This is a genomic window from Nostoc foliaceum FACHB-393 (assembly GCF_014698505.1).
Classification (GTDB): Bacteria; Cyanobacteriota; Cyanobacteriia; order Cyanobacteriales; family Nostocaceae; genus Nostoc; species Nostoc foliaceum_A.
In genome coordinates this window covers 124327-140137 of the sequence record NZ_JACJTD010000021.1, presented here as the reverse complement: position 1 = coordinate 140137, position 15811 = coordinate 124327, and the positions used below count along the sequence as shown (strand labels likewise).

Annotated in this window: 10 protein-coding genes and 1 pseudogene; 7 read left to right on the top strand and 4 right to left on the bottom strand. The window is 43.3% G+C overall.

Translation table 11 applies throughout. The annotated features are described in order from the left end of the window. Nucleotides 1-125: 125 nt before the first annotated feature. The 3 genes and pseudogenes from H6G92_RS18685 to H6G92_RS18675 form a co-directional block, all read right to left on the bottom strand. Nucleotides 126-2459: pseudogene (locus H6G92_RS18685) on the bottom strand (sugar phosphate nucleotidyltransferase); the annotation flags it as partial. 255 nt (nt 2460-2714) lie between these two features. Continuing rightward, nucleotides 2715-4580 (bottom strand): glycosyltransferase family 39 protein, encoded by a 1866-nt coding sequence (locus H6G92_RS18680; RefSeq protein WP_390625454.1) that lies wholly within the window; start codon nt 4578-4580, stop codon nt 2715-2717. A 102-nt stretch (nt 4581-4682) separates the two neighbouring features. Further along, nucleotides 4683-5927 carry a glycosyltransferase gene (locus H6G92_RS18675; protein WP_190895124.1) on the bottom strand — a complete coding sequence of 415 codons (1245 nt, stop codon included), beginning with the start codon at nt 5925-5927 and terminating at the stop codon, nt 4683-4685. Between the two features lie 1096 nt (nt 5928-7023). On the opposite strand from H6G92_RS18675, the gene H6G92_RS18670 reads away from it, so the two are divergent. The 4 genes from H6G92_RS18670 to H6G92_RS18655 all read left to right on the top strand — a co-directional run bounded on the left by H6G92_RS18670 (nt 7024) and on the right by H6G92_RS18655 (nt 10009). Beyond that, nucleotides 7024-7947: an energy-coupling factor ABC transporter permease gene (locus H6G92_RS18670; protein WP_190895123.1), complete on the top strand. Its 924-nt coding sequence runs from the start codon at nt 7024-7026 to the stop codon at nt 7945-7947. After that, on the top strand, nt 7940-8593 hold the full coding sequence (locus H6G92_RS18665; RefSeq protein WP_190895122.1) for an energy-coupling factor transporter transmembrane component T family protein: 654 nt from the start codon (nt 7940-7942) through the stop codon (nt 8591-8593). Before H6G92_RS18670 ends, H6G92_RS18665 begins: the two co-directional genes overlap by 8 nt. A gap of 29 nt (nt 8594-8622) precedes the next feature. Continuing rightward, nucleotides 8623-9387, top strand: coding sequence for an energy-coupling factor ABC transporter ATP-binding protein (locus H6G92_RS18660; RefSeq protein WP_190895121.1), 765 nt, complete (start codon nt 8623-8625; stop codon nt 9385-9387). Nucleotides 9388-9532: 145 nt separating this feature from the next. Further along, on the top strand, nt 9533-10009 hold the full coding sequence (locus H6G92_RS18655; protein WP_190895120.1) for a hypothetical protein: 477 nt from the start codon (nt 9533-9535) through the stop codon (nt 10007-10009). A 224-nt stretch (nt 10010-10233) separates the two neighbouring features. On the opposite strand, the gene H6G92_RS18650 is transcribed toward H6G92_RS18655, so the two are convergent. After that, on the bottom strand, nt 10234-10620 hold the full coding sequence (locus H6G92_RS18650) for a hypothetical protein (RefSeq protein ID WP_190895119.1): 387 nt from the start codon (nt 10618-10620) through the stop codon (nt 10234-10236). A gap of 292 nt (nt 10621-10912) precedes the next feature. On the opposite strand from H6G92_RS18650, the gene H6G92_RS18645 reads away from it, so the two are divergent. The 3 genes from H6G92_RS18645 to H6G92_RS18635 are packed head-to-tail and all read left to right on the top strand — an operon-like array spanning nt 10913 to nt 15704. Continuing rightward, on the top strand, nt 10913-12766 hold the full coding sequence (locus tag H6G92_RS18645; RefSeq protein ID WP_190895118.1) for a response regulator: 1854 nt from the start codon (nt 10913-10915) through the stop codon (nt 12764-12766). Continuing rightward, nucleotides 12763-15327 (top strand): ATP-binding protein, encoded by a 2565-nt coding sequence (locus H6G92_RS18640; protein WP_190895117.1) that lies wholly within the window; start codon nt 12763-12765, stop codon nt 15325-15327. The genes H6G92_RS18645 and H6G92_RS18640 overlap by 4 nt, the downstream gene beginning before the upstream one ends. Further along, complete coding sequence (locus H6G92_RS18635) at nt 15324-15704, top strand: response regulator (RefSeq protein WP_190895116.1); 381 nt, start codon at nt 15324-15326, stop codon at nt 15702-15704. Before H6G92_RS18640 ends, H6G92_RS18635 begins: the two co-directional genes overlap by 4 nt. Nucleotides 15705-15811: the final 107 nt, after the last annotated feature.

Below are 15811 nucleotides of genomic sequence, written 5' to 3'. Positions count from 1 at the left end.
TTGTTTTGTTCTATGAGGATACTTTTGAATATAATCAAAAACCATAACTAATTGCGAAAAATAGTAGACACTTAGTTCACCATTTTATCATTTTTCTTTTCCTCAGTTAATATTTCGGACAAGTCTAGTTCTAGGTTTTGGGCTGGGTGAGTTTCCACCAAGTAACGCATCAAAGCACCCTTGGCTGTCCACGGGCAGCGGACTGTATAAGTTTTGTGAATTACGCGGGGCAATTCCGATCGCGCAGCAGCAAGCGATCGCTCCTGTATAGTCAACATCTCAATTATCTTCGCTATACAGAACATGGAATCAAACCCCGGATGCAGTTGCGGGAAAATAAAACCAGTCTCTCCACTACCTCCCAATACTACATTCGGGTTTTTCTGACAAGCTTCCATTAAAGCTGTAGGATTGGCTTTGGTGCGAATCACTCTACCATCGTGGCGGCGGGCGACTTGTTCAATAGCACTGGAAGCATGAACTGGCACTACTACCGTTCCTCTGGGGTTAGCCGTCAGAATCATGTCTACCATCAGTGCTGTTAAAGTTTCTCCACGAATTGGGTAGCCTGATTCATCAACTAAAATTAACTGTTCTCCATTAGCCGAGACTTGCACGCCAAAGTTAGCTTTCAATGCCTCCACTACATGACCTAACTGAGTCAGCAGTCCTTCGCGGTCAGTAATTGACATCGCCGTTTTATTGACACTGGCATTCAACACCACTGCATCAGCGCCAAATTTATCCAACATTTGGGGTAAAACTGCCCCCGATACCGCATAAACATAGTCAATCACCACTTTTGCGCGGCTGTTGCGCAGTGTATGAACATGCAACAATTTCTCAAAAGCAGTGCAGTAGCGCTCCATGACTTGGCTAGGATAAGATACATCGCCAATTTCATGAATTAGCGCCCGCCGCATATCCTCCTTAAAGTAAGCCCCTTCAATTTTCTTTTCCAAGGCTTTGGTGATATTAATGCCCTTAGCATCCATGAATTCAATCAAAATGTAGTCAGGGCGATCGGGGTGTACCCGCACATGGATGCCACCAACTACTGACATTGTAGGTATAACCGTGCGGGCGATGGGGATAGCTGTAGCATCGAGGTTTTGAATATCAATACCTACTGACATCAAACCAGCAATAAGCGATCGCGTCACCATACGAGAGATATTACGCTGGTCACGGGAAACCGTTACCTTAGAACCAGGTTTCAAGGTTGAACCATAAGCAGCTCCCAATTTCACCGCGAATTCTGGGGTGATGTCGATATTTGCTAATCCTTGCACACCACGTTGCCCAAATAAATTTCGTTGGGCGGTGTTCCCCCAAATCAAGTTAATGTTTAAAACTGCCCCAGACTCAATCTTTTTACTGGGCCAAACGCGCACGCCAGGGCTAATTTGGGCTTCTTCTCCCACCGTGGAAAGCGAACCCACAACAGCAGCTTCTAATACATGGGCGCGGCGATCTACACGAGCGCCACGGGAAATTACACAGGCGGAAAGATGTGCTTCATCGCCAATGAATGCCCCATTCCACACTATGGGACGTTTGAGATTCGCATCAGCGCCAATGGTGACATTATCGCCAATTACAGTTCCGGCCTCAATTTGTACTCTTGCCCCAATGCGGCAATTGTCACCAATTACTGCTGGCGTTTCAATCACAGCCGTCTGGTCGATGTAAGTATTTTGACCCACCCATAACTCATGAGAAACCTCTTTGTAGGCACAATCGAGATTTACCTTGCGATCTAAGGCATCATACTGAGCTTCCCGGTAGGCATCTAAGTGACCAACATCGCACCAGTAACCTTGAGCAATGTAACCATACATTGGCTCATCTTTTGCTAGTAGTAAGGGAAATAAATCTTTGGAAAAGTCACATTCAATGTTTGCTGGCAGATATTCTAAAACCTCTGGTTCGAGAATGTAAGTGCCAGTGTTGACGGTATCGGAAAAAATTTCACTACTAGAGGGTTTTTCTAAAAATCGCCGAATTCGTCCTTCCTCATCGGTAATCACCACCCCAAATTCAATCGGGTTGGGAACCCTAGTCAAAATCAAAGTAGCTTTTGACTTATTTTGTTTGTGAAATGCGATCGCTGCCGTGAGGTCAAAATCTGTTATGCTATCACCGCTAATGACTAAAAAAGTTTCATCAAGAAGTTCAGCAATGTTTTTCACACAGCCAGCTGTACCTAGAGGCTGATCTTCTTCGACGGCATAGGTCATCTGGACACCAAAATCGCTGCCATCTTGAAAATAGTCTCGCAAGACATCAGGTAAATAATGCAATGTTGCAATAACTTCTGTAATTTGATGTCGTTTGAGGAGATTGATAATATGTTCGGCAATTGGTCGATTTAGGATCGGCACCATCGGTTTGGGCAGATCGCAAGTTAACGGGCGAAGCCGCGTTCCCGAACCCCCTGCCATCAGTACTGCACGCATAAATCCTCCTTAACTAGTTACAGCCTTCGATGCTTGAAAACGTGTCAGATATTTTTTTTCTTCTTTCTCTAGTCTCCTATGGATATCGATATTTGAGGAACTTCCACAAGATGCATATAGATTGGGGATTGGGGATTGGGCATTGGAAAAAGACAAGGAAGACAAGGAAGAGGGGGGAGACAAGAAAGAAACTTGTTCAATAATTCTCCCTTGTCCCCCTTGTCCCCTTGTCTCCCCCACTCCCCAGTCCCCAGCTTATTGGCAATGATAAAGTTCATATTCGTAGCCGTCTACGCTTGGCAAAGATTGACTCTCAGACATAACGCATGTTTTAACGGCTTCTGCTACAGGTGCGTGAAAGTTTACCAGCCACAAGTCAAAAGGTCGTGGTAATTTCTTTAAAGTATTTTCCAGAGTAATGCTGGAAGTATTCGGGTCTTGGTCTTGATGGGCAAGGAGAAACAGAGGTTTTTGGGGTGAATTTGCAAGTTTAAACTCCCTAGCTACTCCGATCATTTCCCCAGTGTGTACATAAGTTTTGTGAGTATTGGCAATCAGTACTGGTATTGGGGATGTTTGTTGAATTAGTTGCACAAACAGGTCAGGACGATAATATTTTTGATAGCCGAGATTGCAGATTACTGTAACTGCACTGACAAATCCCATTAACCAAATTAACATCACGGCTTTTTTACCGTTTATTCCCCATTTACCTATACTTTTTATCCTATTTTTCCCTTGCTGTGTTTCTATCCATTCCTTAGGAGGATGCCAACAAACTGCGAGGCTTGCCCCTAATAAAACAACGATCGCGGGAAAGTAAACAAAGTTATATCTAGCACCTCTTGTCAGATCAATACCAAAAAAGTACGTAAAGATAAAGAATAAAGCGATCGCACTGATCACGACTCCAGCAAACACCTGAATCATCATCCGGCTTTCTGGCTGCTGTAGTTGAATCTTGATCCCACGCAGCAAAATTGGTACTGCCCAAATAAAGAAAATCAGCATCACCACTCCAGAAGGAATCACAACCAATAGCTGCGAAGATTCAACTGGTAACAGGGAAATCATTGCAATCAATGTTCCTAAAGCTTGAAAAATTGGGCTTAACCAATCTAGTCCGACGCGCGAACCTCGAATCCACTCTGTCAAATTACTACGATTTTTATTCTCTAAAAAGATTGGTAGCCAAATTAAACCCGCCACACAAGTACCTACAGCAACGGCATAGATCCGCCGCCAGGGAGGAGAGAAGAGGAGAGAAAATTTGGTGCTAGTCTGCAATTGAAGCCAAGCAAGAAAAATTAAAACTACAGCTTCTGTGCAGAGGGTGAGGCTGAAGAAATAATGAGTAGCTAGGCCTAAAGCATTAATTTCCACCCAGGAAACCGCTATCCAGATGGGTAAAGGTGTGCGGTTTTGAATATGACGTGTGGCAATTACTAAACAGGTGAGGGAAGCAGTTACCCATAAGGCTGCCAAACTGTAATGGCGTGCTTCTTGTGCTAAAAAGATGCCGTAGGGTGATACTGCCATCATGGCAGCAGCCAAGTGTCCTACTAATGGCGAACGAAACGCTACCCTACCCAATAGGTAAACACATGGTATTGAGGCAGCACCAATTATAGCTGGTAGCGATCGCGCCGCAAATATCGATACTAATCCTCCGTCGCTGGGAAATAATTTCATCCACAGGTAAGCCAGCACAAAATACAGTGGTGGGTGTGTATCTTGTGTAACTAAGTTATGAATTACATCACCAATACTAGCCGCTGGGTTTGGTTGTAGTGGTGATAGGAGAACATCAGGTGCGATCGCTTGATCTAGGGGTACTGATAAAAAAGTATTCCCCAAGCTAAACACTAAGGTGGAAAACTCATCAGTCCAAGGAGGCTTTGCAGTCAAGTTGGCTAGGCGCAAGCTAATGCCGATGAGCAACCACATCAAGTTCAGCAAGGGGTGAACCCAGGAAGGAGGGAGGCGATGCCAACTATGCCAATGCTTGTGTTGTGAGGCAGAGTTTGTATCTGCCAGAGATAGGAAATGGATAGCAGATGCAGGTAGCAACGAGATAATTTTTCTGGAAAAATAAAATGCACCTTGGAAAAAAACTCTCATTGCCGGGCCTCACACAAATGGATTTGTAGATTTGACGTTTTAGATTTCAGTTCGTTCTAAAGTCTAAGAACAAAAATCAAAATCTCAAATCCCTCGTTGTGATTATTTCACATCAGTGACGCGCCAGCTAAGTTTCAAATTAATCCAGAAATTCCAGATGGTAGCAACTGCGATCGCAATAAAGTTGGCAATATAGCGGTTAGGAATCAAGAAATTGAATACCAGATTTAATATCAGTACATTCAATACGAGTCCAGCAAGGCAAATGGCGTTGAATTTCACAAACCGCTTCAAGCGTTGATGCCATTCTTGCTGTCTAGCACTGACATCAGCAAATGTCCAAGCATCATTCCACAAGAAATTATTTAAAATCGCAATTTCACCAGCAATAATTTTGCTGCGCGTCAGTGGCAAAGCCAAGGTAGTCGGATCACTGAGCAAGTAAAGTACTGCCATATCCACAAATACCCCACTAAAGCCAACCGCCCCAAAGCGAAGAAATCGGCCAACGGGGAAATTGACTTTTCTACTCAATCGTCCTACTCGTCCTGTGGAAAGCCGCAAGCGTACTAAGTGGTGGATGTAATCTATATATTGCTTCCATGTGACCTTACTCTCACCCTCTTTGCGTTCACAGAACACATACCCAACTTCGGCAACTTGGTCTACTTTCCCGCGCCCGATTACTTCTAGGAGAATTTTGTATCCAACTGGATTGAGTGTTGCATTTGCGATCGCACTCCGGCGCACCATAAAATAACCACTCATTGGGTCAGAAACTCTGCCCAGTACCCCCGGCAAAATCACCAAGCCTAACAACTGAGCACCACGAGACAAGAAACGCCTGACAACACTCCAGCTACTGACACCACCTCCTTCAACATGACGGCTGGCTACTGCCAAATCTGCTCCCTGCTCAACGCTACGCAACAGTTGCATCAGCACTTCTGGTGGATGCTGCAAATCTCCATCAATCACCCCCAACACATTCCCCGTAGCTGCTTGCCACCCACGAATCACCGCTGAGGATAACCCCCGTTCTTGTTGGCGTCGCATCACCCGTAACTGCGGGTATTCTGTCGTCAAGGATTGTGCTATTTCCCAAGTTCGGTCTGGGCTATCATCGTCTACCACAATCAATTCATAGTTTCCTGGAATAGATTCATCCAGTAACTGACTCAATATGCTGACCACATTTTTGATGTTGTCACGCTCTTTATAAGTAGGAATTACTAGGGAAAGATGGATAGATTCACCACTTGTAGCCACACGGTTAGGTGGCAACTCGGAAATCTTTAGTGGGCCAGTTGGTACTGTTAACAGTGAGTTGGATGAGTTTGTCTTCATAATTTCACATTACAGAACGAGGATATGTAAAGACCGAGGGAAATAAAGCCGAACATCTGCTATCTTTATTGACTAACTAGGTTAAGTCAAAATTTGATGACTACTTTTGTTACAGGTAACTGTTCTGAAAAGTTTAGTAATTGCCGCACCTCAATTCAAAATATTTTCCTAAACTTCATCTAAATTTTAAATTTGACTAATTGTTTTTATGGTATGTATCAAAGCTTGCTCAATTTTTTATACAAATAATTAATTTATACTGTATCATTAAGTTATAAAATATACAGTATTGTCAAGACTATGTGAAGACCTTTTAGTATTAGTAGGGTTAATGTACCAATCCGAAATCATTCGTAAGAAAATAGTATTTCTAGGGGTTTTACGGCTTTTTTCAGGCACCATCTGGGATTTTAGGTGCATTTTATTTTAATTATTTGCACCTACTTACTAATTACTGGTTCATCAAATCTTCAAATTGGTGGTCAACAAAAAAGTGGTGAGTACGGATCAAGAGCTAATTATATTCTGAATCTTGAACTCTGACTTTATAATTCTTTTTGAATCTAGATAAATATCAAAACTATTTAGTTATACAGCTATTCTCAGGTAAATAGACTCGATCTTTTGGGGGCACAGCAATACTGTTTCCATACGACATATGTGGATAAAATAAATGAAAACTTCTGTAAATCGTGATAGCTATCTCTCAACGTCAGAGCAGCAAAGCAATTCAAAATTCAAAATGTTCGCGTAGCGTTTCGTAGAAAAGAAACGCAATTCTAGCCAGCCTTTTGGTGATTGATAATATGTAACTCGGAAGCATGTTAACTTACTAAAGTCAAGTTTTTTCCACTTTCCCAAGAGTTTATCAAAATTTAGCGACATACTATAAAAATAAAATTAACAAAATTTAATAATTTCATAAAATAAGTATACTATTTATCAGTCATTGGATTGGAAATCTCTCAAAAGTAACAGGATAAAATCCCCCAAGAGGGCATTGCAAAAAAGGTGAAAATTCTGTTTGTTATTAATTTAATGCCTTTCTTTTATTGCTTGTAGTGAGTAAATAAACATCTAAAATACAGGGTAGATCATGCATATTCCTGATGGATTTGTTTCTGTACCGGTGGCAGGGGCTACTGGTTTAGCCAGCGTGGCAGCACTCTTTATTGCCTTTGAGCGATCGCAACAGGCTTTTGGTATCCGCCGTGCGCCCATACTGGGACTAACCACAGCTTTCATTTTTGCCGCCCAGATGATCAACTTCCCGGTAGCAGGGGGTACTAGTGGTCACTTGTTGGGGGGAACCTTAGCTGCGATCGTTTTGGGTAGTCCTTGGGCAGGGACGTTGTGTATCGCCACAGTTTTAATTATTCAAGCTGTGCTGTTTGCTGATGGTGGCATTACAGCCTTGGGAGCAAATATTTTGAATATGGCAGTAGTTGGTGTTTGGGTTGGCTGGGTTTTAACCCAAACCTTGCAGCGGCTGTTTGGGGGGTCTAAAGGGCGCTTACCTTTGGCTGCTGGTATAGCTGCTGGCGTAAGTGTAGTGGTAGCTGCTATTGCTTGTGCCATTGAGTTAGCCCTTTCAGGAACTGCACCCGTAGCTATAGTTTTACCAGCTATGGCTGGTGTCCATATTCTGATTGGCATTGGCGAAGGGATAATTACGGGAGGTGTGCTGACTTATTTAGCCACAGCCCGACCAGATTTATTACCAGGGGAACAGCAGGAGTTTCGCGGTTGGTCTGTACCCATTGTCACCATTTTCTTAATTGCGGGAGTGCTATCACTCTTTGCTTCAGCTTGGCCTGATGGTTTGGAGAAAGTCGCCGAAAATACGGGCTTCATCGACTTAGCCGATAAAGTGCGGGTAATTGTGCCGACTCCGTTGGCTGACTATGGGATTGAGGGTTTGGGGCCAATTGGCACAAGTATCGCTGGACTTGTGGGAGCTACGGTTTGTTTTGCTGTTGCCTTTGGGATTGCCAAGGTGGTGAAACCTAAGAATGCTTAAACTTCCCTTGCCATTACGTTTGCAACTGTCTCTAGTGGTTGTGGTGGGAGCAGCTTTATTAAAGCATCATGCTTGGTATTGCTTAGGTGTATATGGTGCGATCGCACTTTTGTGGGCTTGCTTCTTGCGTGTACCAATTCGCAGCTTGGGAGGATTACTCGGTACAGAATTGATTTTTTTGTCATTGCTGGCATTGCCCTTGGGATGGGAACGAGCCAGTTTTTTGCTAGTTCGTTCTCTGGTTTGTCTGGTTACCATGAATAGTTTTTTGTTAACCTTACCGCCCCACAGTTTTGGCATAGCCCTTAAAGGCTTACCTGTACCTGCACCTTTAAAGGAAAACTTGTTGTTAGCTGGGCAATATATGGAAATTTTGCTCTCAGAAGTGACGCGGATGCAACGTAGCGCTCAGTTACGCGGTCTGACAGGAACTGCGGGATGGCTGCGCTACGCCAGTGTTGCCATGATTGGAGCCTTGTATCTCCGTAGTCTGGATAGGGCAGAGCGTGTCTATGCAGCAATGATCGCTCGCGGATACAACGGGCAATTGCCCATAGATTCTACCCTCAGACCAAAAGAGCGTTTTGCCCTGTTAGCAGCTTGGGCGATCGCTGCTTGTGTAACTGTAACTTCTTACAGAATTTAGCGCAGTTGTGAATATTGAGTTTGTGAATCTTGAAATCTTTAAGTTCTAATCCCCAACCATCAACCCATAACCCCCACGCAGCCGTGGTCGAGGTTGAGAACCTAGTGTATGCCTATTCTCGCCAGGAGCCAGTATTACAAGAAATTTCTTTTATCTTAAATCCAGGCGATCGCGTGGCGTTGATGGGAGCAACTGGTTCTGGAAAAAGCACCTTGCTGGAGAACCTGATCGGCTTAAAACAACCGCAAACTGGCAAAATTACGATTAATGGCATCCCAGTAGAACCTAAAACTCTACCCCAAGTACGTCGCAAAATCGGCTTTAGCTTCCAAGATGCCAACGACCAACTATTTATGCCGACCATCTTGGAAGATATCACCTTTGGGCCACGCAACTATGGAATGTCACCAGCCCAGGCAAGCGATCGCGCCCGGCAATTATTAGCTGATTTCGGTCTTGAAGCTTACGCCAATCGTTCCGCCCACGAACTTTCTGGTGGACAAAGACGGTTGGCCGCCCTAGCCTCAATTTTAGCCCTAGACCCGACAATTCTAATTTTGGATGAGCCGACTAACGGTCTTGATCCAGCATGGCGGCGACATTTAGCGCAAGTGTTGTTAAAGTTACCCGTGCAGGTGATATTAATTGCTTCCCATGACTTGCATTGGCTAGGCAGAGTTACACAACGTGCCTTGGTACTGTCTGGTGGTCGCATTCAAATAGACAGCGATATTCAGCCACTTTTACAAGATGGTGCTACTTTAGACCAGTTGGGTTTGCCGATAGATTGGTGATATGAGGGGGAGAAGAGAAGCAGGAAGCAGGGGGAAATTCCTCTCCTCTGCCTCTTCTCCATGTCCCATGCCCCCTACCTGATTTATCTTTTTTACTCGTAATATTGGGTACTATATTCTGGGTTTTATTGCTGGTGGGGTGTTAATGTCTGTTTTACCTAAATATACCGTTATGGCTCCTGTTAGCCTGAGCATTGCCTTATTCATTACTAGTTGTAGCGAAAATAAAGTCTCCCAGTGCCAGCGACTGATTCGAGTTGTGAATGCCGGAACTTCTCTGATTGATAAAAATAAAGGAACGCAAGTGATTACCAGCATACAGCTATCCAAAGATTTAGAATTTGTGACTAAATCGATTAGGGAACTGAATTTAACAGATCCTAAGCTGAAAGAATTTCAAAGCGGTTTTGTCAAAATTTTTCAGAATCTCAGTCAAGCGATCGCCATTGCCGGTAGAGCACTAGGCGCAACCAAGACAGCAGAAGCCTCGGCACCTGGTAGGGAAAAAATCCAAAAGGCGAGAACCGAAATTGACTCGGCACTGACAACAGCTACAACAGTTGGCAAGCAGTCGGATACGTTAGTCAATCAGATGAATAAGTATTGTAGCCAGCCAGAATAACTATCTGGGATATTCATTGGGCACAAGAGGCAGAGGGGCAGGGAAAAAAGTGCAGAGGAGAGGAGTTTTCCCCATGCTCCCTGCTTCTCTCCCTCATAAGCTGTTAAGCATTTAATTTGCACATTGAGATCGCAGGGGGGCAGGGGGCAGGGAGCAGGGGGAAAGAGAGTTTTAACATTTTTGCATAGATGCCCTGAATAATAACTAATTAAGCGGACATGATATCAAGCTAAGTTTTGCGGACAATAGCCCAATCCCCGGATATAATTTTGTCGGAATACTTCAATCTCATCAGGCTGCGGTCTACCATGAGAAACTACCGCTACCTTATAGCGTTTCATAACATTAATTGTTGATTGTCCAGCTTCCAAACTGCTCAGAACCTTACTAATCAACTCGGATGGTGAGTAAATAATTCCCAATTCACTTAAGAAAGCTCTAATATCTTTATCCTTTTGTGCAGAAACAAAAGATTTAATTTTGACGTTGATTATCCAACCATCAAATTGATTAATTACAGTCACAAATTCAACAGAAAAATCATTTTTACTACAATATTCAACAACCCGCAGTGTCAGACTAGCATTGGACAAATAGTATAGGTATTGCATAATTTATAGAGCATAATTGAGACTTTCAAAAAATAATCTCTAAATCTAAAGATTTAATGAGGATTCTAGGTTTTACAGAAAAAATTATTAAATAAATTTCTCACAATCAAAGTAAAGGAATATTTTCCTTTATTTATGAAGATTTGCAAAAAAGCATATCAGAGTGCAAAATTTTAATTAACTTGTTGTAAAGTTTGTAACAATATATTAAAATCATGCAGGAGTTTGACCACGCAGATAGTGTGCGCTGCGATCGCAAAGATGTCATAAGCATCTTTTTTAGATTCAACTTATGAAAATTTTGTTGGTAGAGGATGACGTATTACTGAGTACAGCACTCTTCGAGTTGTTGAGTGCAAATCGTTATACTATCGACATAGCAAGCAATGGACAAGCTGGATTAGAACTAGCAATATCGGTTGAATATGAGTTGATTTTGCTGGACTGGTTAATTCCGAAACTGGATGGTATTAGCTTGTGTCGGCAACTGCGATCGCAAGGCTACCGTAAACCCATTCTGTTGTTAACAGGGAAAAATTCTAATGCAGATATTGTCGCAGGCTTAGATGCCGGAGCAGATGATTATGTCATCAAGCCATTCAACCCAGAAGCATTACTAGCAAGAATTCGCTCTTTATTACGACGCAATGAGGCAATCTCATCATCCACATTAACCTGGGGAAATCTCTGTTTAGATCCAAGTGCCGGCAGAGTAACTTGTAATGAGCAGGAAATTCCCCTCACCGCCACAGAATACAAACTGCTGGAATTGTTTTTGCAAAACCCAGATCGGATCTTTAGTCGTGCAGTCATTCTAGATCGGCTCTGGGGATTTGGAGATGCACCGACTGAAAGTGCAGTTACGACTCATATTAAAGACTTGCGAAAGAAACTGAAAACAGTAGGGCTAGCAGAAGAATTTCTAGAAACGGTATATGGTATGGGCTATCGCATCAAGCCTGCACCTAATCACTCCATCTCTGTTATGGAAACAAATCCAGATGGAAAGAAAAAAACCGACCCCAAAGATATGACTTCTGTAAATCGGGTGCTGGAGCGATTTCGTAATTCCTTTGCCGGACAGGTTGTAGTGCTAGATCGGGCAAAAACTGCACTTTTAGCCGGGAATTTTAATGAAGATTTACATCAGCAGGCATTGCATGAAGCCCATAAGCTAGCAGGTTCGATGGGGTCATTTGGTTATCCAGAGGGTTCCCGGCTAGCACGGAAAATAGAGGATTTATTGCTTCAATATTCCTCGCTATCTCCAGATAAAATCTCTGATTTCTCGCAACTGGTAACAGCATTACAGCAAGAGTTAACCAAGCCTGCTGTTACTTCCACTGCTCAAAGCGTCCCGATGAACCAAACTTATCGTCTGTTAGTCATCGATGATGATGCGATGCTGACGGAGCAGTTGCAGGCAGAAGCCGACTTATGGGGAATCAGAATGAAGGTTGCACCAAATTTAGCAACAGCCCGATCGCTTTTTTCCTTAAAAACTCCTGACGCTGTTTTACTGGATTTGAGTTTTCCTGGAACGGAGGAAGATGGATTAGTATTGTTGAGCGAGATAGTACAGCGATCGCCAAATATCCCAGTAATTGTTTTTACAGGGAGAGATACCTTGGTAGATCGACTGAAAGTATCCCGTTTAGGAGCGAGACAATTTTTGCATAAACCGGCGACAACCGAGCAGATTTTTCAGGCGATCGCTCGTGTCTTACCTCAACCTAAAACTTCCGAAGCCAAAGTTTTAATCGTAGATGATGACCCTGTAATACTGGCTGGATTATCAGCCTTACTAACTCCTTGGGGGCTGGAAGTAACAACTCTTTCTCAATCACAACAATTTTGGAAGGTGCTGATTGCAACATCTCCAGATTTGATAGTACTAGATTTAGAAATGCCAATAGTTAATGGCTTAGAGTTGTGCCAGGTCGTGCGCCAGGATGCCCAGTGGGGAGATTTACCTATTTTAGTAGTTACAGCCCATACTGAAGCAGAATTTCTTCAGCAAGCTTTTGCAGCCGGAGCCGATGATTTTATCAGCAAGCCAGTGCTAGGGCCAGAACTTGTGACACGGGTACTGAGCCGCATTCAAAGAACGCGTTGGCGCTCTCAGGCAGGAAGAAGTAAAGCATGATCAGAAATTATCCGCGATTATTAAACTACGGTGTTGCTATTGGCTCAACTGCGATCGCACTGCTTTTGTCACTCTGGCTAGAACCGCTGATTTCTCGAACCATTGGTGCTTTTTTCTATATAGCTATTATCGTCAGTACTTGGTATGGTGGCTTTCGACCAGGGATCGTTACACTTGTCCTTTCCACACTGGCAATTGATTATTTCTTGATTCCCCCTCGATATCAACCGGGGATTAATCAACCAGAAGATGTATTGCGGCTGGGACTTTTCCTACTGGTTGCCTTGATAATTAACTTGGTAACTGGCAATCTTCAGTACAGCAGACAGAAAATTCAACAACTCAACCAACAATTGTCTCAGGAAAATGCCGAGCAATTGCGGATGACTCTTGACGATCGCAAACAAGCACAAGAAACGTTGCAACAGCAATTTGAGCAACAGCGTTTAGTGATGGAAATGACTCAGCGTATCCGGCGATCGCTGAATTTACAAGATATCTTGCAAACCACTGTCGATGAAGTGCGGCATTTTCTAGAGTGCGATCGCGTCACTATCTTCCAATTTTATCCAGGTTGGGGTGGAACGATTGTTATTGAGTCTGTTGCACCAGAATGGATGGCTCTTTTACCACTCCAGATTCATGATCCTTGCATTGGTGAAGAGAACGTCGAACCCTTTAAACAAGGCTTAGTCACTGCGAAAACTGATATTTATACTGCCGGAATTAGTCCCTGTCACGTTCAATTTTTGGAAAGTCTCCAGGTGAGGGCAAATCTCGTCGTTCCCATTTCTTTGGGAGATGAATTGTGGGGATTAATGGCAGCTCATCAATGTGCGGCTCCTCGTGAGTGGCAATCTTCAGAAATTTCTCTGTTGCGGCAGTTAGGAGCGCAAGTAAGCATTGCTATCCAGCAAGCTGCTTTGTTTAAACAGTTACAGATAGAACTAACGGAGCGCAAACAAGCAGAAATTGACCTACAACAACTAAATGCCGAACTTGAACAACGGGTGCAAGAACGCACTGCACAACTGACAGAGACGAACGATCGCCTGCAAAAAACAGTGATAGAGCAGCAACAAACCCAACTCACACTTTTAGAACAGGCGCAAATGCTGGAGCTTCAGGCTGTAATCACCCGAAATATGGGGGAAGGCATTTGCTTAGTGAGAATTGATAATGCAATCATTATCTATGCCAATCCGAAATTTGAGCAGATGTTTGGCTATGACTCTAATGAACTCAACGGTCAGCACGTTTCGATTGTGAGCGGTGTCACCAAATCTGTAAATACTGAAGATGTAAATCAAGCCACTTTGTCAGCCGTCTTACAAAATACTGAAGCCAACTACGAAGTCCAGAATTTTAAAAAAGATGGTACACCATTTTGGTGTAGTGTGACGACTTCTGTATTCAGACATCCCGACTACGGCGACGTTCTGGTTGCGGTTCACCAAGATATCACTGAGCGCAAAGGCATTCAAGAAGCTTTACGCGAGAGCGAAGAAAAGTTTCGTCAGCTGGCAGAAAACATCCAAGCAGTATTTTGGATGACCGATAATCAAAGTCAACAAGTTCTATATGTGAGCAACGCATACCAAACCATCTGGCAAAGAAATTGTGAGGACTTGTATCACAACTATTCAAATTGGTTAGATGCAATTCACCCAGAAGATCGCCAGCGCGTCGAAACTGAAGTCATTGAACAGCTTCAACCAGGGCAATACGATAAAAAATATCGGATTATCCGCCCTGATGGTTCAATCCGTTGGATTCGCGATCGCGCATTTGGGATCAAAAATGAATTAGGCGAGGTAGTTCGGATTGCTGGTATTGCCGAAGATATTACTGAACTAGAGCAGATTAACCTGATGAAGAGTGAGTTTATTGGCATTGTTAGTCATGAACTCCGCACTCCCTTAACTGCAATTCGGGCAGCGCTGGGCTTACTCCAAACTGGTATCTACGACAAAAAACCAGACAAATTCAAGCGGATGATTGAGATTGCAGCCATTGATAGCGATCGCTTAGTGCGTCTAGTTAACGATATTCTCGATTTGGAACGCTTAGAATCTGATCGGGCTGTCCTAGAAAAAGCCACCTGCAATGCCGCTGATTTAATTCAACAAGCAGTAGCGGGTGTGCAGGCGATCGCTAATCAACAAAATATTATCTTTAAGATCCACCCTACCAATGCTCAAGTTTGGGCTGCTGCTGATGCTATTGTGCAAACACTCACCAATTTGTTAGGTAATGCGATTAAATTCTCGCCTGCTGATTCTACTATTACCCTGAGTGTCCAACAGCAAACAGACCGCGTACTCTTCCAGATCGCGGATCAAGGACGAGGTATCCCCGCAGACAAATTAGAGGCAATCTTTGGAAGATTTCAGCAAGTAGATGCATCTGATTCTCGCACCAAAGGCGGCACAGGTTTGGGATTGGCAATCTGTCGTAGTATTATTGATCGGCACGGTGGGCAAATCTGGGCTGAAAGTACTCTTAGTGTTGGCAGCACGTTTTTCTTCACTCTGCCATTGCCACCAGAGGAGATCACATGACTAACAGACAAGTATTAATTGTGGATGATGAAGAACGAATCCGCGAATTAGTACAAGCTTGTTTAGAAGACTTGGGAGGATGGAACACTCTGACAGCTGCATCAGGGGTAGAAGGACTAAAAATCGCTCAAACAGAACCCATTGATGCCATTCTCCTTGATGTGTCTATGCCTGACATTGACGGCTTTGCAGTATACGAAAAACTTCAGGCAAATTCTGCAACCCAAGGGATTCCAGTGATTCTGTTAACAGCGAAAGTCCAAGGTAGCGATCGCGCTCGTTTTGCTCAGATGGGAATTGCTGGGATTATTACCAAACCTTTTGAACCCACCTCTATTTGCAACGAAGTTACTGAGATTCTGGGGTGGGACGATTGATTTTTAAGATTTGTAACATAATCTATATCTTTATTAGTTTTTTATTTTTGTAATTTATCTTTCTTAGTTATAAATAAAAATCTTTTATATAACCGGAAAGGTATATG

Excerpts from the sequence above, each read along its gene's own strand:
- H6G92_RS18680 (WP_390625454.1), bottom strand. The coding sequence starts at position 4,580 with ATGAGAGTTTTTTTCCAAGGTGCATTTTATTTTTCCAGAAAAATTATC.
- H6G92_RS18675 (WP_190895124.1), bottom strand. The coding sequence starts at position 5,927 with ATGAAGACAAACTCATCCAACTCACTGTTAACAGTACCAACTGGCCCA.
- H6G92_RS18650 (WP_190895119.1), bottom strand. The coding sequence starts at position 10,620 with ATGCAATACCTATACTATTTGTCCAATGCTAGTCTGACACTGCGGGTT.
- H6G92_RS18665 (WP_190895122.1), top strand. The coding sequence starts at position 7,940 with ATGCTTAAACTTCCCTTGCCATTACGTTTGCAACTGTCTCTAGTGGTT.
- H6G92_RS18645 (WP_190895118.1), top strand. The coding sequence starts at position 10,913 with ATGAAAATTTTGTTGGTAGAGGATGACGTATTACTGAGTACAGCACTC.
- H6G92_RS18640 (WP_190895117.1), top strand. The coding sequence starts at position 12,763 with ATGATCAGAAATTATCCGCGATTATTAAACTACGGTGTTGCTATTGGC.
- H6G92_RS18635 (WP_190895116.1), top strand. The coding sequence starts at position 15,324 with ATGACTAACAGACAAGTATTAATTGTGGATGATGAAGAACGAATCCGC.
- H6G92_RS18655 (WP_190895120.1), top strand. The coding sequence starts at position 9,533 with ATGTCTGTTTTACCTAAATATACCGTTATGGCTCCTGTTAGCCTGAGC.
- H6G92_RS18670 (WP_190895123.1), top strand. The coding sequence starts at position 7,024 with ATGCATATTCCTGATGGATTTGTTTCTGTACCGGTGGCAGGGGCTACT.